Origin of the sequence: Halomonas denitrificans (assembly GCA_019800895.1) — a bacterium.
Lineage (GTDB): Bacteria > Pseudomonadota > Gammaproteobacteria > Xanthomonadales > Wenzhouxiangellaceae.
Genome location: JAHVKF010000003.1, coordinates 806,672 through 832,594, shown reverse-complemented (window position 1 = coordinate 832,594; position 25,923 = coordinate 806,672). Strand labels below are relative to the sequence as shown.

The 25,923-nt window shown below is 69.0% G+C and carries 18 protein-coding genes; 5 read left to right on the top strand and 13 right to left on the bottom strand.

Translation table 11 applies throughout. The features are described 5' to 3' along the window. Positions 1-74: 74 nt before the first annotated feature. The 4 genes from KUV67_12290 to KUV67_12275 form a co-directional block, all read right to left on the bottom strand. The gene (locus KUV67_12290; protein ID MBY6205664.1) at positions 75-1,886 is read right to left on the bottom strand and encodes a monovalent cation:proton antiporter-2 (CPA2) family protein; all 1,812 of its coding nucleotides are present in this window, start codon (positions 1,884-1,886) and stop codon (positions 75-77) included. 152 nt (positions 1,887-2,038) lie between these two features. Beyond that, positions 2,039-3,319, bottom strand: coding sequence for a phosphopyruvate hydratase (eno, locus tag KUV67_12285; protein ID MBY6205663.1), 1,281 nt, complete (start codon positions 3,317-3,319; stop codon positions 2,039-2,041). A gap of 286 nt (positions 3,320-3,605) precedes the next feature. Beyond that, positions 3,606-4,415 carry a 3-deoxy-8-phosphooctulonate synthase gene (gene kdsA, locus KUV67_12280; protein MBY6205662.1) on the bottom strand — a complete coding sequence of 270 codons (810 nt, stop codon included), beginning with the start codon at positions 4,413-4,415 and terminating at the stop codon, positions 3,606-3,608. Between the two features lie 20 nt (positions 4,416-4,435). After that, positions 4,436-6,088, bottom strand: a complete 1,653-nt coding sequence (locus tag KUV67_12275) for a CTP synthase (GenBank protein MBY6205661.1) — start codon at positions 6,086-6,088, stop codon at positions 4,436-4,438. Between the two features lie 162 nt (positions 6,089-6,250). Here KUV67_12275 and KUV67_12270 point away from each other — a divergent pair, with 162 nt between their 5' ends. Both KUV67_12270 and KUV67_12265 read left to right on the top strand, forming a co-directional pair. Then, on the top strand, positions 6,251-6,775 hold the full coding sequence (locus tag KUV67_12270; GenBank protein MBY6205660.1) for an FHA domain-containing protein: 525 nt from the start codon (positions 6,251-6,253) through the stop codon (positions 6,773-6,775). Further along, positions 6,775-8,526, top strand: coding sequence for a protein kinase (locus KUV67_12265; GenBank protein ID MBY6205659.1), 1,752 nt, complete (start codon positions 6,775-6,777; stop codon positions 8,524-8,526). The genes KUV67_12270 and KUV67_12265 overlap by 1 nt, the downstream gene beginning before the upstream one ends. Before the next feature lie 395 nt (positions 8,527-8,921). On the opposite strand, the gene KUV67_12260 is transcribed toward KUV67_12265, so the two are convergent. The 5 genes from KUV67_12260 to KUV67_12240 form a co-directional block, all read right to left on the bottom strand. After that, entirely contained in the window at positions 8,922-10,217 is a 1,296-nt protein-coding gene (locus tag KUV67_12260) for a LysM peptidoglycan-binding domain-containing protein (protein ID MBY6205658.1), read from the bottom strand. A 2-nt stretch (positions 10,218-10,219) separates the two neighbouring features. Next, positions 10,220-12,076 carry a hypothetical protein gene (locus KUV67_12255; protein MBY6205657.1) on the bottom strand — a complete coding sequence of 619 codons (1,857 nt, stop codon included), beginning with the start codon at positions 12,074-12,076 and terminating at the stop codon, positions 10,220-10,222. Next, on the bottom strand, positions 12,073-13,596 hold the full coding sequence (locus tag KUV67_12250; GenBank protein MBY6205656.1) for an FMN-binding glutamate synthase family protein: 1,524 nt from the start codon (positions 13,594-13,596) through the stop codon (positions 12,073-12,075). The genes KUV67_12255 and KUV67_12250 overlap by 4 nt, the downstream gene beginning before the upstream one ends. An 851-nt stretch (positions 13,597-14,447) precedes the next feature. After that, positions 14,448-15,182, bottom strand: coding sequence for a peptidoglycan editing factor PgeF (gene pgeF / locus KUV67_12245; GenBank protein ID MBY6205655.1), 735 nt, complete (start codon positions 15,180-15,182; stop codon positions 14,448-14,450). Then, complete coding sequence (locus KUV67_12240) at positions 15,175-16,131, bottom strand: RluA family pseudouridine synthase (protein MBY6205654.1); 957 nt, start codon at positions 16,129-16,131, stop codon at positions 15,175-15,177. The genes pgeF and KUV67_12240 overlap by 8 nt, the downstream gene beginning before the upstream one ends. A gap of 96 nt (positions 16,132-16,227) precedes the next feature. On the opposite strand from KUV67_12240, the gene KUV67_12235 reads away from it, so the two are divergent. Both KUV67_12235 and queC read left to right on the top strand, forming a co-directional pair. After that, positions 16,228-17,040, top strand: coding sequence for an outer membrane protein assembly factor BamD (locus KUV67_12235; GenBank protein ID MBY6205653.1), 813 nt, complete (start codon positions 16,228-16,230; stop codon positions 17,038-17,040). A gap of 76 nt (positions 17,041-17,116) precedes the next feature. After that, positions 17,117-17,845, top strand: a complete 729-nt coding sequence (gene queC / locus KUV67_12230) for a 7-cyano-7-deazaguanine synthase QueC (protein MBY6205652.1) — start codon at positions 17,117-17,119, stop codon at positions 17,843-17,845. A gap of 21 nt (positions 17,846-17,866) precedes the next feature. Here the strand turns inward: queC and KUV67_12225 are convergent, their stop codons facing one another. The 4 genes from KUV67_12225 to KUV67_12210 all read right to left on the bottom strand — a co-directional run bounded on the left by KUV67_12225 (position 17,867) and on the right by KUV67_12210 (position 25,217). Further along, positions 17,867-18,301 (bottom strand): universal stress protein, encoded by a 435-nt coding sequence (locus KUV67_12225; protein MBY6205651.1) that lies wholly within the window; start codon positions 18,299-18,301, stop codon positions 17,867-17,869. Between the two features lie 169 nt (positions 18,302-18,470). Continuing rightward, positions 18,471-20,543 (bottom strand): NAD-dependent DNA ligase LigA, encoded by a 2,073-nt coding sequence (gene ligA / locus KUV67_12220; GenBank protein ID MBY6205650.1) that lies wholly within the window; start codon positions 20,541-20,543, stop codon positions 18,471-18,473. Then, positions 20,540-21,727: a cell division protein ZipA gene (gene zipA / locus KUV67_12215; GenBank protein ID MBY6205649.1), complete on the bottom strand. Its 1,188-nt coding sequence runs from the start codon at positions 21,725-21,727 to the stop codon at positions 20,540-20,542. Before zipA ends, ligA begins: the two co-directional genes overlap by 4 nt. A 19-nt stretch (positions 21,728-21,746) precedes the next feature. After that, positions 21,747-25,217: a chromosome segregation protein SMC gene (locus KUV67_12210; GenBank protein MBY6205648.1), complete on the bottom strand. Its 3,471-nt coding sequence runs from the start codon at positions 25,215-25,217 to the stop codon at positions 21,747-21,749. A gap of 255 nt (positions 25,218-25,472) precedes the next feature. On the opposite strand from KUV67_12210, the gene queF reads away from it, so the two are divergent. Beyond that, positions 25,473-25,862, top strand: coding sequence for a preQ(1) synthase (queF, locus tag KUV67_12205; GenBank protein ID MBY6205647.1), 390 nt, complete (start codon positions 25,473-25,475; stop codon positions 25,860-25,862). The last annotated feature ends 61 nt before the right edge of the window (positions 25,863-25,923 follow it).

Genomic DNA, 25,923 nt, shown 5'->3' with positions numbered 1-25,923 from the left:
GGTAGGACCAGCAATCTTCGATCATAGCGGATCGGACCCGTGCGAGACAACGGCCGGCCCGAGCGTGACGCTCGTCACAGTCGCTCGTCGTCCCGGCCCTTGCGCAGCGCCTCGCGGTCCTCCTCGAACAACGCGGCGAGCTCCTCCCGCGAGCGCCAGGCCATCGCGACGAGCTTCTCCTCGTCGTCCTTGTGATGGACCTGCTCGGCCAGCGTCGCTTCGTCGTGCTCGCGGAAGCGATCGACGTAGCGGCTGGGGTTGCGTACGCCGAGCGCGCGCAGCGATTCCCTGGCCAGATCCAGCGACGACAGCCAGGTCTCGCGGATGACGTAATCGACGCCCAGCGCTTGCAACTCCATCGCATGCTGGCGATTGCGCGCGCGGGCGTGAATCCGCAGGTTCGGGTAGTGCAGACGCAGCATTTCCGCGGTCCGGAGCGACACGTCGATGTCGGAGATCGTCAGCACGAACAGCCGCGCATGCTCGGCTCCGGCGGCGCGCAGCACGTCCGGGTTGGTCGCGTTGCCGAAGAACACCCGGTGGCCGAAGCGACGCACGAACTCGACCTGCTCCTGGTCGAAGTCCAGGGCGGTGAAATGGATGCCGAGCATCGAAAGCGTCCGGGCCACGATCTGGCCCACGCGGCCGAGCCCGGCGATGATGACGCGCGGCTCGCCGTGATCGTCGGGAATGCCCTCGAACTCCGGCCGATCGTCGGCCTCGTCGTGGATCCGCGGCTGGATCCAGCGCTCGTTGATGAAGTACATCAGCGGCGTCAGGGCCATCGACACGGAGACCGCCACGATCAACGGGTCGACCACCGCGCGTTCGAGCACCTGTTGCTCCAGGGCCACGGAAAACAGCACGAAGCCGAATTCACCGGCCTGCGGAAGGGCGAAGGCCAGCGACAGCGAATCGCGCGCGCCCAGCCCGCCGACCCGGCCGACCAGGAACAGCACGGCGAACTTGATCGTCATCAGCACCGCGACGATGCCGAACACCAGGCCCGGGGCCGAGACCACGAGGCCGAAGTCGATCATCATTCCAACGGCGATGAAGAACAGGCCCAGCAGCAGGCCCTTGAACGGGTCGATGCCGGCCTCGAGCTCGTGGCGGAACTCCGAGTCCGAAAGCAGCACACCGGCAAGAAACGCGCCGAGCGCCATGCTCAGGCCCGCCCATTCGGCCAGCATCGCCGTGCCGATGGCGACCAGCAGGACGGCGGCCAGGAACACCTCGCGCACGCCGGACAGCACGATCAGGCGGAACACCGGGCGCAGCAGGAAACGTCCGCCGACCACGATGGCCAGGATGGTCGCCACCGCCTGGAACGTCGCCAGCCAGAATCCGCCCTCCCCCTCGGCGCTGGGCAGGGTCGACCCGAACACCGGGATGAGCGCCAGCAGGGGAATCACGGCGAGGTCCTGCAGCAGCAGGATGCCGAAGGCCGAGCGGCCATAGGGCGCGGTCAGCTGCTTCTTTTCGGCCAGCATCTGCAGGCCGATGGCGGTCGACGACAGGGAGAGGACCACGGCCACGAGCAGGCCCAGCTTGGCGCTGTTCAGCCACCAGGTCGCCAGCGGCCACATCACTGCCGTCGACAGGGCCATCTGCAGCGTGCCGTTGACGAAGATCAGCTTGCGCAGCACAACCAGGCGGCTGGGCCGGAGCTCCAACCCGATGACGAACAGCAGCAGTACCACGCCGAGTTCGGCGAAATGCAGCGTGTCCTCGACATCGCTGATCAGGTTGAGCACCCACGGGCCGATCAGGATGCCCGCGCCGAGGTATCCGAGCACCGCACCCAGCCCCAGCCGGCGGGCGATCGGCACCATCACCACGGCGCTGCCGAGGTAGATCACCGCTTCACTGAGAGGACCGGCCATTCAGGGCTCGCTGGGCAACGGGAACCCGGGATTATCCACGGCCGCAGCCGATGCGTCGACCCGCAGGCGGCGGCACCGGCGAAGACGGCCGCGTCGAACGCACGACGAGCGCCGCTGGCCGGCCCCGGACCGATTCCGGGGTACGGGGTCCGTCAGCGCGACAGCGCGTCGCGGCCGGCGTAGACCGCCCGATCGCCGAGCGCTTCGTGGATGCGCAGCAGCTGGTTGTACTTCGCTACCCGGTCCGAGCGGCACAGGGAGCCGGTCTTGATCTGTCCGGCGCCGGTGGCGACCGCCAGATCGGCGATCGTCGTGTCCTCGGTCTCGCCCGAGCGGTGCGACATGATCGTTCCGAAGCCGGCCGCCTTCGCCATTTCGATGGCCTGCAGCGTTTCGGTCAGCGTGCCGATCTGGTTCGGCTTGATCAGGATCGCATTGGCGGTGTTCTCGTCGATGCCGCGCTTCAGGATCTTCGTGTTGGTCACGAACAGGTCGTCGCCGACCAGCTGCACGGCGCCGCCGATCGCCTCGGTCAGAAGTTTCCAGCCGTCCCAGTCGTTCTCGCCCATGCCGTCTTCGATCGACAGGATCGGGAACTTCGAAACCAGCCCCGACAGGTACTCGACGAAGTCCTCGCGGCCGAAGGCCCGGCCCTCGGAGTCCAGCGTGTAGTGCCCGTCGTTGCAGAATTCGCTTGAGGCCACATCGAGGGCCAGCGCGACGTCCTCGCCGGGCTTGTAGCCGGCCTCGACGACCGCGGTGAGCAGCAGCTCGAGCGCCGCCTCGTTGGAGTTGAGATCCGGGGCGAAGCCGCCCTCGTCGCCGACCGCGGTGTTCAGGCCGCGCGATTTCAGCGTGGATTTCAGCGCATGGAAGATTTCCGTGCCGGCCTGCAGCGCGCTGGGGAAATCCGCCAGGCCGACCGGCATGACCATGAATTCCTGGATATCGACGCGGTTGTCGGCATGGGCGCCGCCGTTGAGGATGTTCATCATCGGTACCGGCAGGGTCGGCGTGGCGCCGGTGGACTCGAGCAGCGATTCGTACAGCCCCCGGCCCTGCGCCGCGGCCACCGCGTGGGCCGAGGCCAGCGAGACGCCGAGAAGCGCGTTCGCGCCGAGCCGGCCCTTGTTGTCGGTGCCGTCGAGCTCGATCAGCCGCTCGTCGAGCGCCGACTGCAGCGAGGCATCCATTCCGATCAGCGCACCGGCGATCTCGCCGTTGACGTGGCCGACCGCGTTCTTGACGCCCTTGCCCCCGTAGCGACCCTCGTCGCCGTCGCGCAGCTCGACCGCCTCGTGCTCGCCGGTCGACGCCCCCGACGGCACCATCGCCCGCCCGAAGGCCCCACCCTCGAGCATGACTTCGGCCTCCAGCGTCGGATTGCCGCGGGAATCGAGAATTTCACGAGCGTGGATCTTGGTGATCTTCATGGAGTTACCTATTGAATTGATTCAGTTCTTTACCGCAGATGAACGCGGATGAACGCAGATTGAAGAGCAGCAGAACCATCGATCTCGAAACGCTCTTCAGGAAACACCATCGAACGAATGCAGACTCTCCAGGGCAGAATACCCCGATCTTCACGGGCTACCCGGATTACGCGCCGGCTTGTCCGATCGGTCGATGATTGCCGGCTTCATTCTCCTGTTCTCGAGCTTTCATCTGCGTCCATCCGCGTTCATCTGCGGTCTCTTCGTAGTTCTTTCGGGGCCGCTGTCAGCACTTGACGACGCGATCGATCTCGACCAGGGTCTCGAGCATTCCTTCCATGTCCGCGAGGCGCATGGAGTTCGGCCCGTCGCAGAGGGCCTTTTCGGGTTCGGGGTGCGTCTCGGTGAACAGGCCGGCGACGCCCACGGCGATCGCGGCCCGGGCAAGGACGGGAATGAACTCACGCGCACCGCCCGAGCTGTCGCCCTGGCCGCCCGGCAGCTGCACCGAATGCGTTGCGTCCATGACGACCGGGCAGCCGGTCTCGCGCATGATCGCCAGCGAGCGCATGTCGGCGACCAGGTTGTTGTAACCGAACATGTAGCCCCGCTCGCAGCACATCACCTGCTCGTTGCCCGCCGCCCTCGCCTTCTCCACCACGGTACGCATCTCCCATGGCGAAAGGAACTGGCCCTTCTTGACGTTCATCGGCTTGCCCAGCCGCGCGACGCTCTGGATGAAGTTGGTCTGCCGGCACAGGAACGCCGGGGTCTGGACGACGTCGACGATTTCGGCGACCGCATCGAGCGGGGTGTCTTCATGCACGTCCGTCAGCACGGGAACGCCGATCTGATCGCGAACGGCGGTCAGGATCTCCAGGCCCTCGTCGACACCCGGGCCTCGGTAGCTTTTCACCGAGGTCCGGTTGGCCTTGTCGAAGGACCCCTTGAACACGTAGGGAATGCCGAGCCGGTCCGTGACCTCCTTCAAGTGCCCGGCCACGTCCAGGCACAGCTGCATCGATTCCAGCGTGTCCGGGCCGGCGATCAGGAAGAAGGGTCGGTCGAGTCCGACCTCGAAATCAGCGATCTTCATTCGGGAACCTCGTGAACGGGTCAGGACGCAGCAGCTTCGGGCTTGCGCACGCCGGCCTGCTGATGCGCGAGCGCGGCGCGGATGAACCCGGTGAACAGCGGATGCCCTTCGCGCGGCGTGGACGTGAACTCCGGATGGAACTGGCAGGCCACGAACCAGGGGTGGTCGGGCAGCTCGACCATCTCGACCAGCATCTCGTCCGACGACAGGCCGGCGATCACCATGCCGTGTTCGTGCAGCGTGTCCCGGTAGTGGTTGTTGAACTCGTAGCGGTGGCGATGACGCTCCAGGATCTCGTCCTTGCCGTAGAGCTTGCGCGACTTCGTATCGGGCTGCAGGCGGCAGCGCTGTGCGCCCAGGCGCATGGTGCCGCCGAGGTCGCTGCCCTCGTCGCGCAATTGCTTCTGACCCGACTCGTCCATCCACTCGGTGATCAGGCCGATCACCGGGTGCGGTGAATCGGCATCGATCTCGGTCGAATTGGCCCCGGTCAGACCGCAGACGTTGCGCGCGAACTCGACCACGGCGGCCTGCAGCCCGAGGCAGATGCCGAGATACGGAATGCCGTGCTCCCTGGCGTGGCGGATGGCGGAGATCTTGCCCTCGAAACCGCGTTCGCCGAAACCGCCCGGGACCAGCACGGCATCGACGCCTTCGAGCACGCCCACGCCCTGCTGTTCGATCTGTTCCGACTCGACCGGCTTGATGTGGACCTTGATCCGGTCGGCCAGGCCGCCGGCCGAGAGCGCCTCGTTCAGCGACTTGTACGCATCGGCGTGCTCGACGTACTTGCCGACCATCGCGACGGTCACTTCGTGGGCCGGGCGCGCCTGGCGCTCGACCACGTCCTCCCAGTCGGACAGGTCGGCGTGGCCGGCCTTGAGCCCGAGCCGGTCGAGGATGATCCGGTCGAGCCCCTGGCGCTGGTAGAACAGCGGAATCTTGTAGATGTTGTCGACGTCGACCGCCGAGATCACCGCCTCCGGGTTGACGTTGGTGAACAGCGCGATCTTGCGCCGCTCGTGTTCGCTGAGCATGCGCTCGCAGCGGCACAGGAGCACGTCGGGCTGGATGCCGATCGAGCGCAGTTCCTTGACCGAGTGCTGGGTCGGCTTGGTCTTGATCTCTTCGGCAGCGCGCAGATACGGCACCAGCGTGAGGTGCATGAAGAGGGCCCGGCGGCCGTGCTCCGCGCCGAGCTGGCGAATCGCCTCGAGAAACGGCAGCGACTCGATGTCGCCGACCGTGCCGCCGATCTCGATCAGCGCCACGTCGTACCCGTCGGCGGCCTGCTCGATGGAATCCTTGATCTCGTCGGTGATGTGCGGGATGACCTGCACGGTCGAGCCGAGATAATCGCCGCGGCGCTCCTTGGCGATGACGTTGGCGTAGATCTTCCCGGTCGTGAAGTTGTTGCCCTGGCTCATGCGGGTGCGCACGTAGCGCTCGTAATGACCAAGGTCGAGGTCGGTCTCCGCGCCGTCCTCGGTGACGAACACCTCACCGTGCTGGAACGGGCTCATGGTGCCGGGATCGACGTTGATGTAGGGGTCGAGCTTGAGGAGCGTCACGCGAAGTCCGCGCGCCTCGAGGATCGAGGCCAGCGAGGCCGAAGCGATGCCCTTGCCGAGCGAGGACACCACGCCGCCAGTGACGAAGATGAAAGAAGCCATGACCGAGATCCCGGATGATTGACACCGGGACGACATTCTACCCCGAAAACGCCGTCGACCACCCGAGGGAAACCCGGTCCCGGGCGGCGAAATCGGCAGATGCCAATCGCAAAACCGGTTGCTATACTCGAATCTCCTGTCATTTCCGGGGAGACAACCGCCATGACCGCCGAATCCGACAACAAGGATGAAGAACGCCACGGCCCCCAGGGGACGCAGGTCTTTTCCCGCGACCAGCTGCCGGGCAACCTGGCGACCGCCGCGAGCGACAAGACGGTGGTCGGCCATGCCGCCCGGCTGATCGGCGTCGGCGACGGTCTCGAGGGCAAGGAATTCGGCCTGGCCTCCGACCGGACCACGATCGGGCGGTCCCAGGTCTGCGACATCCAGCTCGATGAACCCAGCCTGTCGTCCGAGCACGCCCGCCTGGTCCGCTCCGAAGACGGCTGGCGCATCATCAACCTGCTGTCGACCAATGGCGTGTTCGTCAATGACGAAAAGGTCTTCTCGCATCGTCTCGCCGATGGCGACGTGATCCGGCTGGGCCGCGTTCGCCTGAAGTTCCGCGACCCGAACGCGGCCACGGGGGCGTCCGGCGCCGACCCGATGCGCTGGATTCCCTGGATCGCATTGGCCGTGATCGCTGCCGGTGGAGCCTTCTGGTTCCTCAGCGGCGCCGGCGGCTGATGGAGCGGATCGGACGGTACGAGATTCGCCGCGAACTCGGTCGCGGCTCGATGTCCATCGTCTACGAGGGGTTCGACAGCCGGATCGATCGCGCGCTGGCGATCAAGGTCCTGCGCGAGCACGTCGCCCGTGACGTGAACGCTCGCCAGCGCTTCATGCGCGAGGCCCGTGCGGCCGGTGGGCTGTCGCATCCCAACATCGTCACCGTGTTCGACGTCGGGCAGAACGAAGGCCTGCCCTTCCTGGCCATGGAACGCCTGTCCGGCAACACGCTCGAGGAACGGCTCGAGGAACACGGGGCGCGGCCCTTCGACGTCGACGCCATCCTGCAGCTCGGTCTCCAGCTTGCCGGAGGTCTCGACTACGCCCATCGTCGCGGCGTCATCCACCGCGACCTGAAGCCGGCCAACATCCACATCGATCCGGATTCGTCGCTGGTCAAGATCATGGATTTCGGCATCGCGGCGATCGAACGGGGCGATCGCGCCAGCGGTCACGCTACCGTTGCCGGCACCCCGACCCACATGGCGCCGGAGCAGCTCACGGGGCGAACCGTCGACGAGCGCTCCGACCTCTACTCGCTGGGCGTGGTCCTGTACGAACTGCTGACCGGCGAGCTGCCCTTCGACGCCCCCGATTCCGAAGGGGTGATCGAGCAGGTCATCCAGCACCAGACGCGGCCGCTGAAGCCCCGCGACCCGAACACCCCCCGCGAGCTCGTCGACCTCGTCTACCGACTGATGGCGAGGGAACCGGATTCCCGGCCGGGCAGCGCCCGCCAGGTCGTCGAGGAACTCGAGGAAATCCGCTCCGGCCTGCACCGCGGCGTGCTGCAGACCGTCCGCCAGCAGTCGTCGCTGCTGCGCTGGCCGCTGACGATCGGCGCCGCCGTGGCCGTCGTCCTGGTGCTCGGCCTCTGGTACGTCTACCGCTCGCAGACCGGCGCGATCGAATCGGCGACCTACGGCTTCGGCGACGCGCTGGCCAGCCTGATCGCGCAGGAAACCGCCGAGGCGCTGATCCTCGAAGACACGACCGCGCTGTCGATCCTGGTGTCGGATTTCTCCGTCAACCCGCAGGTGGAGCACCTGCACGTGGCGGATGCTGCCGGCATCGTCCAGGCATCGACCGACCCCTACCTCCGAGGCCAGCCGGTGCCCGAGCCCGACGGCGAGGCCATCGAGCGCGACGCGGGCAGCGTCGTGTTGACGCGCAACGACGAAGGCCTGCTGCAGTTCGCGGTGCCGATCCGGTTCCAGGCCCGTCGCGTCGGCGAAGTCCGCCTCGGGCTCGACGGCAGCGCCCTCGACGCGACTGCGGCGACCACGATGACGATGCTGGTTCTCGTGTTCACCCTGACCATCCTGGTCGTTGCCTTCGGCAGCGCCTGGATGATGCGTCGCCAGCAGCGCGCGCTCCAGCGCCTGGCCTGGGGGCTGAAGCGATTGGCGCGGGGCCAGGTGGACTTCCGCCTCGAAGCCGAGCGCCGCGACGAGTACAGCGACGTCTACCGGCAGTTCAATCGCCTGGCGATCCGGTTGGACGAACAGCATTCGGCAATGCAGGCACTCGAGAACGGCGACGGCTCGGCCGGTGGCGCCGATGCGGAATCGACCACGGCTCGCCTGCGGCTGCAGCGCATCGACGGTGGCCCCGACGAAACGCTCGATCTCGGTGCCAGCCCGGAGACCACCGTCGCGGTCGACGACGACGCGGTCACCCCCTTGCGCCCGACCCGGAAAGGGCGCTGATGCAACCCATCCGCCCGACCCGGAAAGGGCGCTGATTCGACCCATCCGCCCGACCCGGAAAGGGCGCTGACCCGACCCATTCGTCCAGCGAACCCTTCGGACCGGCCGATCGTGCCGAGCCATCGATCCACGCTGCCGAATCCCGTGGCCGATACGGATCACAGGATCGGCACACCGAATCGATCCACGACCCCGGTCCGCCCGCTTCTCCCCGGGCAGCCGGAGGCCGGGGGCGCCGCCGGCGTGCGCCGCCCGAACTCGCAACCGACACCGGACCGTCCCGCCGAGAGCGTCCAGCCCGCTCCATCCGCGAGCAGGACCGCCGATCGACCCCATTTCTCGATGCCCGACGGGCTGGTGGTGGGCGTGCCCGGCCGACTCGCCGGGCGAAGGACCTAGTCCGGCTCCCCGAGACGCGTGCGCAGTCGTTCGGCACGGTCCAGGTAGACCCGCGCCGGCTCGAAATCCGGGACCACCTCGAGCAACTCGCGCCAGGCACGGATGGCCACGTCGATGTCCCGCGCGCGCCAGGCGCGCAGGGCCCGGTCGTGATGACGTTCGACGAGCTCCTCGCGCAAGGCCTCCTGCAGCGAGACGGCCGGCGCGTAGCCCGGCTCGAGGCTGCGGGCTTCTTCCGCGAGGGCGTAGGCCTCGAAGAGCAGATCGCGTTCGCGGAATCCCTCGGCGCGACGAAGCAGGCTCTGGACCTCGATCCGGGTTCGCCGAACGTCGATCCGGGCCTGGGATGCGCCGGGGTCCAGCGCGTCGGAGACCTGCGCCAGAGTGGCGACCGCGTCGTCGAACTGCCCGGCATCGGACTCGGCCTGCGCCGTGTCCAGCGCCAGCTCGACCAGCAGGCCTTCGGCGCGCGGCGAGAGGTGACGCTCCTGCGCCGCGGCCAGGAGCAGCTCGCGCGCATCCGTGGGCTGACCCGAAGCCAGCAGATACTCGGCCACCGTTTCCAGTTCGGAACGTCTCGGCTCGGTCGGTGCTGCGCTCTGCGGTTCGCCGGCGTCGCGGGACGCGACCGCGGGGACGTCTGCAATGCCGGGCTCGGCTGCCTCGCTGCGGACCGCACCGCCGTCCGCGGCGGTCGACGGTGAATCAGGGCCCTCCCCCGTCTCACCCGCGGCTTCCGCGACCGCAGCGGGTCCGGCCGCGGCCTCCTGGGGAGCGTCCGGGACGCGCAGCTCGGTGCCAATGGCCAGCGTCCTCGGGACGTCGATGCCGTTCAGCCGGGCAAGGGCGACGAACAGCAGCGGATTGCCGAGTTCGCGCACGGCGATCTGCGACAGGGTGTCTCCGGGCTGGACCTCGAGGGTCCGGTACGGACCGGGCAACAGGTCCTCCGGCGGCGCCTCGAGCTGGCGCGCGAGCAGCGCCAGCGTCGGCGACCCGGGACTGGCCTCGCGCAGGGTCTCGATCATCGCCGCGGCCTGCTCGAAGCGCCCGTACTGCAGATGGTCCATCGCATCGACCAACCGGGTCGGGCCGGTCCGGGTCTCGGCCGGCGCCGGCGGGCCCTGGACGAGCGGCGGTTCCGGCTCGGGCAGCGGCTTTTCCTGCACGAGCTGGCAGCCGCCCACCGCCACCGCGGCCAGCAGCACGGCAAGGCACTCCCGAATCGAGTACTGCACCCGTCCCCGGTCTTCCGCATCCGGGTTCCGGTTCGAGGTTCGAATCCGCGGCATGGTCATTCCCCTATGTTGATGGCGTCCGAGCGGGCCTCGCCCAGAGCCTGGAGTTGTTCCAGCGTGACGCCGGCGCCCGGCGGCAGTGCAGCGTCGCTGCCGTCCAGCGCATCGTAGCGGCGCATCAGGTCGGCGAGGGCACGGGTCCGGGCCTCGCCGATCAGCAGCGGATCGTGCTCGGCGAGGGCGGCCAACCCATCGCCTGCCGGTTCGCCGGTTGCCTGCTCGATCTCGATCAGGGCACGCCGTGCGAAGCGTCGGACCGCCGGGTAGTCGTCGTCGAGCGCCCGGACCAGGTGGGCACGCCAGCGCTCCGGGTCGTCGAGCTGGCCGCGCTGGGCGGACCGGCCGAGTCCCACCGCCATCACGGCACGTTCGACCGGATCGCCGGCCAGCAGCCGAGCCACCCCATCGATCACCGAGGCCGGCAATCCGTCGGCGCGGCGCACTTCGCCCGGCGCGCGTTTCCAGAGTCGTGCGGTCTCCCGCTCGGCCCAGTCCAGCGACCGGTCGGCGTGGCACAGGGTGCACGCGTTCGGTCTCGAATTGGCCGCGTCGGCGGCCGGATCCGGCGACTCGATGTGGTGCGAGCGGTGGATTTCCATGACGCCGTAGACGATTTCCGGCATGTGGCAGGACAGGCAGTTCGAGCCCATCGTCCCGGCCTCGTGATGGGTATGCCCGGTCACGTCCTCGGCGATCGGCCGATGGCAGTCCAGGCAGGTATCGCCGGTGCGCTGCGCCGACGTCACCATTCCGGCGGGGTCGCCGCCGTGCATCTCGTGGCAGCTGCCGCAGGTCAGCGAGCCCTCCGTGTGGCATTCGGACATCAGCAACCCCTGATACTCGTAAGCGGTCAAGCGCGGCGTGCCGTCGGGCCAGAAGCGCTCCGAGAAGTCGATGCCGTGGCCGGCGACCGGGAGTTCACTGTCGGGCCAGACCAGGTCCACGGAATCGAACAGATCGTCGCCGGGCCGGTAGATCGGACCGTTGTCGATGAACTCGCGCATGATCTCGACCGACTTCGGCAGGCGCTGGCCGTGGCACTGGCCGCAGACCTGCGTCGCGGCGTCGCGGCCGAGGTGTTCGGGATTGACGATGCTGTCGTCGGCCGCGCCGGTCAGCGTGTACCACGCACGGGTCAGCCAGTTGCGGTGCTTGTCGATGTGGTCCCCGGCCGGCCCGTGGCAGCTCTCGCAGGCGATGCCCAGCTCGGCCACGCGCGATTCGTAGATTCCATCGACCATGGGATTGACCGGCTCGCCGGCGCGGGCGCGCTGCACCATTTCGTCGTAGTTGACGATGTTCGGTTCCGGCCCCGTGTTGTGGCAGAAGATGCAGTTGTTGTTCCAGACCGTCACGTGGTCGTCGAACTGCTGGTCGTCGGGGCCCAGGAACGCCGCATTCGTGTGGACCCAGCGCCGGTCCTCGTTGTGCCACAGCAGGTGCAGCCGGTAGAAATTGCCGCCCCCTTCCGGATCGCGCATCAGGTACTGCTGGTAACGGTGCGACCCCACCGTGCGATCGATGCGGTAGCGCGCGACCACCCGGCCGGTACCCGGGGCCACGTATTCGAAGAAGAATCGGTCGCCGTCGCGAACCGGGCGCACGGTGAAGCCCCACTGGGTCACCGGCCGGCCGTCGAAGCGCCCCTGGACGGTCGCCGCCGTCGCCTCCTGGGTCATCGTCCGGTGGAAGGTCCGGTGCCAGCTGGAGAAGCGCCCCCGGTGGCAGGTGTGGCAGCGTTCGCTACCCGTCCAGCCCGGCGTCTCGGCGGGCAGACGCTCGGGCCACGCCGCGGCGAGGAGCACCAGGACGAGCAGCGTCACGCCCCGGAGCACGGGCGACGCGGCATTCATGGCGCGCCGCTCCCGGTGTATTCGGGCCGCGTCTCGGCCGGCGGCCACATCTCGCTCAGGAGGACGCTGCGATTGTTGTCGATCACCACCCGCGCGTGATCCCGCGTCATCAAGCGGGGACGCGCCACGCCGCAGGAGTGCGCGATCGTCTCGACCTCCTTGATCATGTTGCGTGCATACCAGGCCACGCGCTCGGCCTTGTCCGACGGCACCAGCCCGCGCTGCAACCGAGGATCGTGGGTGGTCACGCCCGTCGGACAGGTGTTCTTGTTGCACTGCATCGCCTGGATGCAGCCGAGCGCGAACATGAAGCCGCGGCCGGCCAGCACGATGTCGGCGCCCGCGCAGAGTGCCCAGGCGACGTCGACGGGATTGACCCGCTTGCCCGAGGCGCACACCCGGACGCGTTTGCGCAGACCGTACTCGTCGAGCTTGTCGACGACCATCGGCAGCGCCTCGGACAGGGGCAGGCCGACGTCGTCCATCAGGGTCATCGGCGCGGCGCCGGTTCCGCCGTCGCCGGAATCCACGGTCAGGAAGTCCGGAGCGTGCTCCGTTCCGCGGCGGTGGATCGCCAGGCACAGGTCGTCGAGGAAGTCGGTCTGGCCCACCACGATCTTGCAACCGCAGGGTTTTCCGGTGACTTCGCGGATGTGCCCGATCAGGTCCAGCAGCTCGTCGCAGGAAGACACTTCCGGGTGGCGGTTGGGGCTGATCGCGTCGCGCTCGCGCGACACGGCGCGGATTTTCGCGATCTCCTCGGTGATCTTGGCCTTCGGCAGGATGCCGCCCTTGCCCGGCTTGGCGCCCTGGGCCAGCTTCAGTTCGAACATACGTACCTGGTCATGGGCGGCGATCGCAGCGAGCTTCTCGTCGTCGAGCCGGCCCAGTTCGTCGCGCACACCGAACTTGGCCGTGCCGATCTGGAACACGATGTCGCAGCCGCCCTCGAGGTGCCACGGCGCCAGGCCACCCTCGCCCGTGTTCAACCAGATGCCGGCCTTACGCGCACCCATCGACAGCGCCCGGACCGCCGGTGCGGAAAGTGCGCCGTAGCTCATTCCCGAGACGTGAAAGAACTTGTCGGTCGTGTACGGATGGCGGGCATGCGGACCGATGGTCAGCGCGGCGATCGGCTCGGCCTCTTCGTCGAGCTTGGGAAAGGCGCAGTTGAGGAAGATCACCGCGCCCTCGCGCCGGATGTCCCGGGTGGAACCGAACGCCGAGGTGTTGTCGAGATTCTTGGCTGCCCGATACGCCCACGACCGCTGCGCGCGGTTGAACGGCAGCTCTTCGCGGTCGTTGGCGAAGAAGTACTGGCGAAAGAACTCGCCCAGATGCTCGAACCAGTAGCGGAAACGGCCGATCACCGGGTAGTTGCGGCGCACCGCGTGGCGATGCTGGGTCCGATCGACGATGTACAGCACGATCACGGCGAGAACGCCGAGCCCCAGCAGGAACACGAACAGCACGGCCATGAACTGGAGCACGTCGGCTGTTGCGTCGAACACCGCTTGCATCGTTTCGTCGTCCCCGGACCCGGCGGGTCCGGCCCGTGAAGTACAGCCATCGATGGTAGACCATGCCGCGGCACAGGGGGACGACTCGCGCATCGCAGCGTGACCGGACCGGTGACGCTGCCCCGTTCGGGCGAGGTGGAAATCGCTTGGCGCGACGGCCGCCCGCGCCTTGCCAGCGAGCGGGCCCAGCAAGTGTGGCGAAAGGCCTTTGATCCTGTTTTTCTCGAAAGTCAGAAACCAACCCCGAGAGGCATTTCGCCCCGCGCTGCGCGCTTGCGGGCGACCTTCTTTTGTCAGGCGCGACAAAAGAAGGCAAAAGCGCTCTCTACAAGCGGGTCGTATCGAGGGGCAAGTTTCTTTGGAGCCGCCGTGGCGACAATACTCGCTGGGCGGCCTCGGAAGAGGAGAGGCTGTTGGTCGCAACCTCGGGGATTACCCACGGTGGATGCGGAGCGAACCTCGCTTCGGCCCGGCAACAACCTCGAAGGCAGTGCTCACCGAAGCGAATCCTCTTCGCTGGCTACTCGGGTAGCAGAAAGCTGGCGCTCGCCAAGCTTCTCGTGTCTCAGCGCGGTAAGCGATTTTCTGCGCCGCGCCGCGGCCTGACGGGCAACCCCGCGCTCTTCGCACCGCTTGTGAGAGCGCTTTTGGGTACTTTTGAGGCGATTGTCAAAAGTACCTCGCCAGCAAGCGGACGAAGCCCGCGTGGCGAAACGCTTTTCGTAGTTGTTCTTCGGGTTTCGCCTGGAAACGGAAACCAACCCCGAAAGGCCTTTCGCCCCGCGCTTCGCGCTTGCGGGCGACCTTCTTTTGTCAGGCGCGACAAAAGAAGGCAAAAGCACTCCCGCGAATCACGACGATCGACGATCCGACGGCTCGATCCACGCCACCGCGGCCTGTCGCCCCGACGGCGACGCGCGACGATGGCTGAAGAAGGTCTCCGGCTCGTCGTGGGTACAGCGGCCGCAGTCGACCACGGTCCCGACCCCGGCGGCCCGCAGCCTGGCCACGGCAATGGCCGGCAGGTCGGCCTTCCAGTGGCCGGGTCGCGTTGCCTCGAACGCCTCGGGGTGGTCGGCGAAGGCTTCGCGCAGGGGCGCGTCGACTTCGTAGGCGCGCGGCCCGATCCTCGGTCCGATCCAGGCGACAAGCCGCTCCGGGGACACCGGGAGCGCCTCGACCACGGCTTCCAGCAGCCCGCCGGCCAGGCCGCGCCAGCCGGCGTGGGCGGCGGCGACGCAGCGGCCCGCCGCGTCCGCCAGCAGCACGGGCAGGCAGTCGGCGGTCAGGATCCCGACCACCTGGCCCGGGCGGTCGGTCCAGGCGGCGTCGGCCTCGATGTCCGACACCCAGTCGTCGAGGTGGATCACGCGCGATCCGTGGACCTGACGCAGCCAGTGCGGCGGCCCGGGAAGCGCGGCCCGCAGCCGAGCGCGGTTGGCTGCCACCGCCTCGCGGGCGTCGCCGGTCGAGTCGCCGAGATTGAACGTGTCGTACGGCGGTGCGGAGACGCCCCCGTTCCGGGTCGTCGCGAAGCCGCGGACCGGCGCGGCCAGCGGCGCGTCGATGCGTTCGAGCTCACTCATCGACCGAGAGGACCTCGATCAGCGCCGCCAGGTCGGACGGAAGCGGCGACCGTACGTCCACGTCGCCGTCGACGAAGGGGTGGTCGAATTGGAGACGGACAGCGTGCAGGGCCTGGCGCGGAAATCCCTGCCAGGCCTCGCGCTGGTACGCCGTCAGGCCCGCCGGCGCGCCGCGACGGCCGTAGGTCGGGTCGCCGACCAGCGGGAACCCGAGGTGCAGCATGTGCACCCGGATCTGGTGGGTCCGACCCGTCTCGAGCTTGACGTCCAGGAGGGTTCCCCCGGCCAGTCGGCGAGCGACGCGGTAGTGCGTGACGGCTCGCCGGCCGTCCCGGCGCACGACCTGCCGGCGACGATCGACCGGGTGGCGCCCGAGCGGTGCGTCCACCGTGCCGCCGGCGATCACCTCGCCCCAGACCAGCGCCTGGTAGTGGCGGTGGATCTCGCGTTGCCGGAGTTGCTCGACCAGCGCGGCATGCGCCGCCGGTGTGCGGGCGATGACCAGGCAGCCCGACGTGTCCTTGTCCAGGCGGTGCACCAGCCCAGCCCGCGGCAGGCGCTCGAGGCCCGGCTCCCGGTGCAGCAGGGCATTGACCAGCGTGCCGTCCGGATTGCCGGACCCCGGATGGACGACCCGCCCCGGCGCCTTGTCGACGACCAGCAGGTGCTCGTCTTCGTACAGCACGTCGAGATCGATCGGCTGGGGTCGCGGGTTGCTCGGATGGGCCTCGATCACGGCGTCGAGCACCAGGCGCTCGCCGCCGGCGACCTTTCGATTGGGCTTGACCGCCGCGCCGTCGACGGTCAGCGCGCCGTCGCGAAGCCAGGCGGTCAGGCGGCTGCGCGAAAAGTCCGGCCAAAGACCGGCGGCGGCCTGGTCGACGCGCTCGCCGGCAGCCTCGTCCGGTACGGTGGCTTCGCGCCGTTCCCGCGCTTCATCGCTCGCCATCGGCGGCCTTCGACCCCCGGGGGTCGATGCGGTGACGGTCGGTGGCGGTTGCGTTTATCATGTCAGGCTTGCCCGTTTTCGGATTCGCTCGTGCCCATGCGTCAGACCTCCCCCAGCCGTTCCAGTATCGCCGCAATCCTCGCCCTGCTGTTGCCGCTCGTACTGCTGGTCGGCTGCGGCGGCGACGAAGCGATCCGCGAGGATGACCGCAGCGCCGAAGAGCTCTACAGCGAAGCCAAGGATGCGCTCAACGCCCGGATGTACGAAGAAGCGATCGGCCTCTATCGCGGCCTGACCATCCGCTACCCGTTCGGGCGCCACGCGGAACAGGCGCTGCTCGACATGGCCTACGCCCAGTACAAGGCGCGCAAGCCCGAGGCCGCGATCTCCAGCCTCGATCGATTCCTGCGGACCTACCCGACCCATCCGAACGTCGACTACGCCTGGTACCTGAAGGGCCTGGTCAACTACGACCAGACCATGGGCTTCCTGCGCGAGATGTTCCCGGGCACCGCCGCCGACCGCGACCAGCAGGCCGCCCAGCAGTCCTTCCGCGACTTCCAGGAGCTCATCCGCCGCTTTCCGGACAGCCGCTACGTTGCCGATGCGCGCCAGCGGATGGTGTTCCTGCGCAACATCATGGCCGAGTACGAGGTCACCGTCGCACGCTACTACCAGCGCCGCGGCGCCCACGTGGCCGCGCTGAATCGCTGTCGCTACGTGATCGAGAACTACCCGGGCGCGCCGGCCACGGTCGATGCGCTGCAGATCATGGCGCGGGCCTACGATCGCATGGAAATGACCGAGCTGGCCGCCGATACCCGGCGCGTGCTCGAGCTGAACTACCCGGACCGGATCCAGGAAGAAGAACGCAAGAGCCTGCTCGACCGCCTGTGGCCCTTCGACTGATCACCGGACGACGAGGCCCGGCGCGGGGGCCTGTTTCCACGCCGGCCCCACCCTGCCCCGTACCGCCGCCTCCGGCATGACCGGCGCCGAGCGACGTCCCCGCGCGGTCGTGCTGCTGTCCGGCGGCCTCGACTCGGCCACCACCCTGGCGATGGCCGTCGACGAAGGCTTCGAATGCCACACGTTGGCGCTGGACTACGGCCAGCGCCACCGGGCCGAACTCGAGGCCGCCGCATCCCTTTCGGCTGCCCTCGGGGCAGCCGGCCATCGGACCGTGCAGGTGGATCTGCGGCGGATCGGCGGGTCTGCCCTGACCGACGACATTCCGGTGCCCGTCTCGTCTTCCGATTCGGAATCGACGTCCGACCCGACCTCCGACGGCATCCCGGTCACCTATGTCCCGGCGCGCAACACGGTCCTGCTGGCCATCGCCACCGGGCTGGCCGAAACGCTGGCCGCCGACGCCCTGTTCATCGGCGTCAATGCGGTCGACTACTCCGGCTACCCGGATTGCCGGCCGCAGTTCATCGCCGCCTTCGAGGACCTGGCGCGGCTGGCCACGAAGCGCGGCGTGGAAGGCCACGAGCTGGCCGTACGCACGCCACTGATCCACCTGAGCAAGGCCGAGATCATCCGGAGCGGTGACGCGCTGGGGGTGGATTATTCCGGAACGGTCTCGTGCTACCAGGCCGACGCGACCGGCCGCGCCTGCGGACACTGCGACTCCTGCCGCATCCGCCGCGACGGATTCGAAGCCGCCGGGGTCCCCGACCCGACCCGCTACGTCGACCGCTGCATCGATTGACCGACCGAGGGCGCCGGCCGCTCAGACCACGACCGTGACCGGGCCGTGGGCGTGCCGAACGACCTTCTCGCTCACGCTTCCGAGCAGCAGGGACTGGATGCGCGACAGGCCTCGTCGCCCCAGCACCACGTGAACGCCCTCGTCGTCCTCGGTGCAGCGGATGATCTCCTCGGCCGGATCGCCGACCGAGGTCTCGTCGGCCACCTCGACATCGGGCTGGCCGATCGCCTCGTGGACCTTGTCGAAGACGCGCTGCGCGGCCGACTGCGCCGCCTGGTCGATGTCGTCGCGGCTCATCCCGGCCATGCCGATCACTTCGACCGACGACAGCGGAAAGACGTAGAACAGGCGAACGCGGGCAGAGAACCCGCGGGCCAGCTGCAGCCCGAAGCGGACCGCACGCAGCGAATTGTCGGACCCGTCGACCGGGACCAGGATTTCCTTGATGTCGTTCATGGCGGGCTCCTTCCTTGGCGCCTTCCTTGGCGATCGACCCGAGGCCACGGCACTGCGGGTCCGGCCGTCGGGGCTTGCGCCCCGTCCGGACGGTACTCGCGGACGTCATCGGGCCTCCAGGTCACGGGCCGAGCTTAGCGCGGCCCGCAGGCAAGAAACATGATCCCGGTCAACTCCCGCCGGTTCCGCTCGAGCCACTGTTTCCCTCGGCCGGAATCTCGCCGCGCAGCAGCTGCGCCAGGCCCTCTTCGTCGAGGACCGTCACGCCGAGCTCGCGCGCCTTGCCGAGCTTGGAGCCCGGATCGGCGCCGGCGATCACCGCCGAGGTCTTCTTCGATACGCTGCCGGTGACCTTCGCGCCCAGGTCCTCGAGCCGCTTCTTGGCCTCCGAGCGCGGCATCGCGTCCAGGCTGCCGGTCAGCACCAGCGTCATGCCCTCCAGCGGACGCTCGCCGGCGGCTTCGACGGCCTCGGCCTGCGGCTCTACGCCGGCAGCGAGCAGCCGTTCGACCACTTCGCGGTTGCGCCGCTCGCCGAAGAACTCGTGGATGTGCGCGGCCATGATCGGACCGACGTCGTCGACCGCTTCCAGCGCCGCCGGATCCGCGGCCATCAACGCCTCCAGCCCGCCGAAGTGCCGCGCCAGGTTGCGCGCGCTCACCTCGCCGACCTCGCGGATGCCCAGGGCGAACAGGAGCCGCCCCAGCGGCACGTCCTTCGACCGCTCGATCGCCTCGACCAGGTTCCGCGCCGACTTCTCGGCCATCCGGTCCAGGTCGGCCAACGTGTCGACCTCCAGCGCATAGAGATCGGCCGGGTCGCCGACCAGCTCGAGCTCGACCAGCTGGTCGATGATCTTCGAGCCCAGGCCCTCGATGTCCATGGCGCCGCGCGAGGCGAAGTGCTCCAGCGCACGCTTGCGCTGGGCGGGGCAGACCAGGCCGCCGGAACAGCGCGCGTCGGCCTGCCCTTCGACCTGTTCGACGTGCGAACCGCAGACGGGGCATTCGGCCGGCAGCTGCCATTCGGCGAGCTCCGTCTTGCGCCGCTCGGGCAGGGACCGAACCACCTCTGGAATCACGTCGCCGGCCCGGCGCACCACCACCTGGTCGCCGGGGCGCACGTCCTTGCGCCGGATTTCGTCGAGGTTGTGCAGCGTCGCGTTGGTCACGGTCACGCCGCCGACGAACACCGGTTCGAGGCGTGCCACCGGCGTCAGCTTGCCGGTGCGCCCGACCTGGACGTCGATGGCCCGCAGCGTGGTGATCTCTTCCTGGGCCGGGAACTTGTGCGCCAGCGCCCAGCGCGGCGACCGGCTGACGAAGCCCATCTCCTGCTGCTGGTCGAAGTCCTCGACCTTGTAGACCACGCCGTCGATGTCGTAGTCCAGGGCGTCGCGCCGGTCTCCGATCGCACGAAAGGCCTCGAGCAGGCCGTCCAGCCCCTCGACGCGCCGGACCAGGTCCGAGACCGGGAATCCGAGCCGGCGCAGGCGCTCCAGCACGGCGGATTGCGACGCACCCAGGCCCGTCCCCGCATCGGCGGCCGCATCGCCATCGGCCAGCGCCTGGTAGGCGTAGAACCGCAGCGGACGGTCGGCGGTGATCGCAGGGTCCAGCTGGCGCAGGCTGCCGGCCGCGGCATTGCGGGGGTTGACGAAGGTCTTGTGATCCTCGGCGGCGAGCCGCTCGTTCAGCGCCTTGAAGCCCGAGCGCGTCATGTACACCTCACCGCGCACCTCGAGCGGATCCGGTGCGCCCTCGGCCAGGGTCAGCGGAACGGCGCGGATCGTGCGTACGTTGCCGGTCACGTCCTCGCCGGTACGACCGTCGCCGCGGGTCGCGGCGCGGACCAGGCGTCCGCCCTCGTAGCGCAGGCTGATCGCCAGGCCGTCGAGCTTGGGCTCGGCGGTGTAGACGATGGTCTCGAGATCGAGCATCTCGCGGATGCGGCGATCGAAGTCCTCCACTTCCTGCTCGTCGAAGGCATTGGCCAGCGAGAGCATCGGAACCTCGTGCTCGACGCTCGCGAAGCCCTGGTCGGCACGCGCGCCCACGCGATGGGTCGGGGAGTCGGGATCGTCGAGTTCAGGGTGCTCGGCTTCGAGCTGCTGGAGTTCGCGCAGCAGCCGGTCGTACTCCGCATCGGGAATCGAGGGGTCGTCGTCGACGTAGTAGCGGTGGTTGTGCTCGCGGATCTGCTCGCGCAGCTCGGCCACCCGCTCCGACGGGCGCGCCGTCACAGCCCGAGGCCCGCCTTGCGGTCGTACTCGCGCAGGTCTTCCCGGATCTGCGCGATGCGCTGGCGGGTCAGCAGGCACTGGCTGTCGTCCATCAGGTCGGCGTCGAGCAGCTCGGACAGGCGCTGCCCGGTGGCAAGCATCGCGTCCCAGGCGTCGAGCCCGCTGACCGGACCGGGAAGCGTCATGAACAGGGTGACCCCCGGGGTCTCGAACAGGTTCCAGGCCGACGGGTCGAAGCTGCCGGGCCGGGCGATGTTGGCCATGCTGAACACCGGCTTGGGCGCGCCCTGATGACGCCGGTGGAAGATCTTCATCTCGCCGAAGCGCAGGCCGGCCTTGATCGCCGCGTCGAGCAGGCTCAGGCCGCTGATCAGCCGCTCGCCCCGGGCCCGCAGGTACAGGGTGACGATGCGCGGCGCGTCGTCGCTCGAAGCGCCCGGACCGACCCGCTCGCGGGGCGCGTTGGACCCGGACGGCTCGGGCTCGTCGCCGGGCCAGCGCGGTTCGACCCGCTCGCCCTTCTCGGCCGCGGGCGGCGGCGCCGACAGGTCCGGTTCGCGGCGGCCCTGCGGGTCGGCCTTCGGGGCCCGCGCCGGGGCATCGCTCTTCGCGGACGCGCGCGGCACCAGTTCCGCCGCGCGCCTGAGGAGCGGCCGCTTGCCCGCGGCGTTCGGCGCGGGGCCGGGCTCGGCGCGGTCGCTGCGACCGGCCTGCCGGTCGTCGGCCGGGCCGGACGTCCGACCCTTCGCGTCGCGGCGATGCTCGATTTCCAGCTCCTTCAGGAAGCCGAGCTCGTCATCGTCCTCGCCGCCCCGGTCCGCGGACGGGGCCGGCGTCGGGGTCGAACGGTCGCCGCTCGGGTCGGGCGTGCGCCGCACGCGGCGGGCGTCGTCGCGCCGGATGGTGTCCACCGCCGAATCGGGGGCTTCGGAGCCCAGGTCCGGCAGCATGGCCTGGCGCGGCTCGCCGCTGCCGCCGGCGGGCTCGTCGTCGGAATCCGTTTCGCTCGCATCGGGGTCCCGGTCGTCGCCTCGATCGGCCGCGATCCCGGGCTCGACCCGACGCGCTGCGTCCCGGCGCGTGGCGCCGGGCTTGCGGGCCCGGTCCCCGGGGCGATGCAGCATCCAGATCAGGGCCAGGATCACCAGGCCGATCAGGATGAGGGTCAGGCGAAGACTGTCCATCGCGGTCTCCCGTCTCGGATCAGGAAGCGGCCATCGCCACCGCCTTCTCCAGGTCCACCGACACGAGCCGGGATATGCCCGGTTCGCGCATCGTCACCCCCAGCATCTGGTGTGCGACTTCCATCGTCACCTTGTTGTGGGTGACGAACAGGAACTGCACCTTGTCGGACATTTCCCGGACCAGTTCCGAGAAGCGTCCGACGTTCGCATCGTCGAGTGGCGCGTCGACTTCGTCGAGCAGGCAGAACGGCGCCGGGTTCAGGTTGAAGATCGAGAACACGAAGGCAACCGCGGTCAGCGCCTTCTCACCCCCGGACAGCAGGTGGATCCGGCTGATGCGCTTGCCCGGCGGGCGGGCCAGGATCGCCGCGCCGGCGGTCAGCCAGTCGTCGCCGACCATCTCCAGGTGGCCGTGGCCGCCGCCGAACAGGCGGGGAAACAGGGTTTCCAGGTTCTTGTTGACCCGCTCGAAGGTGTCCTTGAACTTGGTTCGCGTGGTCCGGTCGATGCGCGAGATGGCCGCTTCCAGCGTCTCCAGCGCCTCGGTCAGGTCCGTGTTCTGCTGGTCGAGGTACTCCTTGCGCTTGGATTCTTCCTCGTACTCTTCGATCGCCGCCAGATTGACCGGTTCCATGCGGCGGATGCGCTCCTCGAGCTGTGCCAGTTCGTCGACCCACGCCTGCGCCTCGGCATCTTCCGGCAGCCCCTCGACCAGCGTTTCGAGGTCGCCGCCGAGCTCCTCGATCCGGGCCGCGTGACGCTCGACCTCGATTTCGCGTTCGCGCAGCCGCAGCTGGTGGTTGGACTGCTGCTGGCGGATCTCGTCGGCCTCGGCCGAAGCCTTCTGGCGAGCCTGGTCGTGGCCGCGCCATTCCTGCTCCAGTTCTTCCAGGGCCGCCCGCGCCGCTTTCAGGCGCTCGTCGACTTCCAGCCGACGCTCGAGCAGCTCGTCGCGCTTCGCGGCCTGCTCGCGCTCCGGCGCATCGCCCCTGGCCAGCGCCTCGGACAGTTCCACGTAGCGACCCTGCAGTTGGCCGATCTGCGTGTCCATGCGCTGGATCGCCTGCTTCAGCGAATCGAGGCTGGCCCGGCTGGACTCCAGCTTCAGCGCGTGCTCCTCGCGCTTGCTGCGCGCATCGCGGTAGGCCTGGCGCGCCTGCTCCCGGACCTGGTGCTGCTCTCCGCGCGCCTTGTCCAGCGCTTGCTGCTCGCGGTCCTGGGTCTCCAGCTCTTCCAGCGCCTGCTGCAGTTCGCGACGCACCTCGCCGACCGCTTCGCGATCGCTTTCCTGCCGCTTTTCCAGCGCGTCGCGCTCCTGGGCGACCTGCTCGCGCTGCTTCTTCAGGGCCTCGCGACGATTGTCCTGGCCCGCTTTCACGCCGGCGAGTTCGGCCTTGCGTCCACGCAGCGTTTCGACCCGGCTGCGCGCCTGCTCGACCGCCTCGGCCGCCGCCTTGTCCGCCTCCCGGGCCTGGTCGAGCTCGGTCGTGCGCGTGGCGATCGCCTCGTCCAGCTCGGCCAGGGACGCCTCGAGCGCACGGATTTCCTGCTGCCGCGCCAGCCGGCCGTCGCCGGCCTCGCCCTGGCCCGCGCGCCAGACCCAGCCGGGGCCGCGCCAGGTGCCGTCGGGCGTGATCACCGACTCGTGCGGCGCCAGGGAAGCCAGCGTCGACCGGGCCTCCGCGCCGTCGTCCGCCAGCCGTACGGTGGCCAGGAGCCCCGTCAGGGCGCCTGCACCCTCGACGGCTTCGGCCAGGGTGCCGGCGCTGCGCTCCCGGTCGCCCGGTCGGACCAGGCCCAGCGGACCGACCGGTACGTCGTCGGGCAGGTCGCCGTCGACCAGCCGCGAGGACAGCCAGTGTTCGAGGACCGTCTCGGCCGCCTGCTGCCAGCGCGGCTCGACCTTCAGGGCCTCGAGCAGCTGGGGCCGGCCGTCCAGGCCGCGCTCGGCCAGCCAGCGGTCGCGATCCTCGTCCGTGGCATCGGCTTCGTTCAAGGTCTTCAGCGACTGGAGCCGGCCGCGCTGCTCGTGGCGGCGACCCCGGTCGGCCTCCAGCGCACGCCGCAGTTCCTCGACGGCCTGGCGCTGCTTGTCGCGCCCTTCGCGCGCCTCGCCGAGTGCGCCTTCGGCATCGGCCAGGTCGCGCTCGATGCCGGTCAGCTCCTCGGCGGTCGCCCGCGCCTCCGTATCGAGCGCGTCGAGCCGGCCCTCGTCGTCGGAGCGCATCCGGCCGAGTCGGTCGGCCGCCTGGTTCATCCGCTCGTCGAGGTGCTCGATGCGCAGCTTCAGCAATTCGACCTGCTGGCGGTTCTTCGCGCCGCCCTCCTGGCAGGCCGCGTAGGCCTCCTGGCGGGCAGTCAGTTCGGATTCCGCGGCCTCGAAGGCGGCGCGGGCCCGTTCCTCCTCGTCGCGGGCCGCGTTCAGCGCCGGCTCGAGTTCGGCCATCCGCTGGGTCACCTGCTCGACCTGGGTCTTGTCCAGCACCAGGTGCTGCTTGAGCTCGTTGAGCTGCGACTCGGTCTCCTCGTACTCGGCCTTGCGCCGCTGCCGGAGCTCGCGGGCGTGCTCGATCGCCTGCTCCAGCCTCGCGATCTCGCCGCCGACTTCGTACAGCTCGGCCTGGACCTTCGACGCCTGTTCCGACGCGTTGTGCTGCTTCTCGCGCAGCTGCTCCAGCGCCTTTTCCGCCTCGCGCTGCGCGGCCACGGTCTGTTCAAGGCGGGTCTCGGTCTGCTTTAGCGCCTTCGACTGACCCTCGACGTCGCCTCGCGCCTTGCGCCAGCGCAACGCGGTCAGCCGGGCCTCGTCCTCGCGGTAGCGCTGCTTGAGCTTGCGATAGCGCTCGGCAGCCTTGGCCTGGCGCTGGAGCTTAGCGATCTGCTTGCCGACCTCCTCGCGCAGGTCGTCGAGCCGCTCGAGGTTCTCGCGCGTGTGCTTGATCCGGTTCTCGGTCTCGCGCCGGCGCTCCTTGTAGAGCGAAATGCCCGCGGCCTCCTCCAGGAAGCCGCGGAGCTCCTCGGGGCGGGCCTCGACGATCTGCGAGATCATGCCCTGCTCGATGATCGCGTAGCTGCGCGGCCCGAGGCCCGTGCCGAGGAACAGGTCGGTGATGTCCTTGCGGCGGCAGCGGCTGCCGTTGAGGAAATACAGCGACTGGCCGTCGCGGCTCACCTGGCGGCGCACGGAGATTTCGCTGTACTTGGCGTATTCGCCGCCGGCGCGGCCGTCGGCGTTGTCGAACACCAGCTCGACGGTGGCCGTGGTCACCGGCTTGCGGGCGCTGGAGCCGGAGAAGATGACGTCGCTCATCGATTCGCCGCGGAGCTGGCGCGCCGAGCTTTCGCCCATCACCCAGCGCACGGCATCGATGATGTTCGACTTGCCGCAGCCGTTGGGGCCGACGATGCCCATCAGGTTGGACGGGAACTTGATCGTGGTCGGATCGACGAAGGACTTGAATCCGGCCAGCTTGATGGCGGTCAGGCGCATGGAGGGTGACGGTTCTCTGTACGGTGGGTTCGGGGATCGAGATCGATACTCATCGAGGATCGGGACCAGGGGTCGGGGCCGGAGGATCGGGTTCGGGGTCCGGACTCCGGCGTCGGCCCGACCATCGCCTCGACCATCGGTTCGACGACGTATCGGCGCGGTGTCGACGTCCGTTGGCCCCGGGTGAATTATTCTATTGCGACGCGGCTATTGTGCCTCGGAAATCCCGCTCACGTCAGACCCACAGGACCCCGAATGTCGACTTCCCCCAGCAAAGACCTGGAGACCTTCCCGAACCCGCGCCCGGAGATCGATTACACGATCCGCATCCGGGTGCCCGAATTCACCTGCCTGTGCCCGAAGACGGGCCAGCCGGACTTCGCCGAGCTGCGCCTGGAGTACGTCCCGGACAAGCTGTGCGTGGAGTTGAAGTCGCTGAAGCTGTATGCATGGTCGTTCCGCGACGAGGGCGCGTTCCACGAGGCGGTGACCAACCGCATCCTGGCCGACCTGGTGGCCGCGACGAACCCGCGTTTCATGCGCCTGACCGCGGAATTCAACGTGCGCGGCGGGGTGTACACGGACGTCGTCGTCGAACACCGCGCCGAGGACTGGACCCCGCCGACGAAGGTCGAGCTGCCCTGAGCGCGATCGGCGGCGCCGGCGCCGCCGTCCGATTCTGCGGTCCGATTCCGCCGCCCGATTC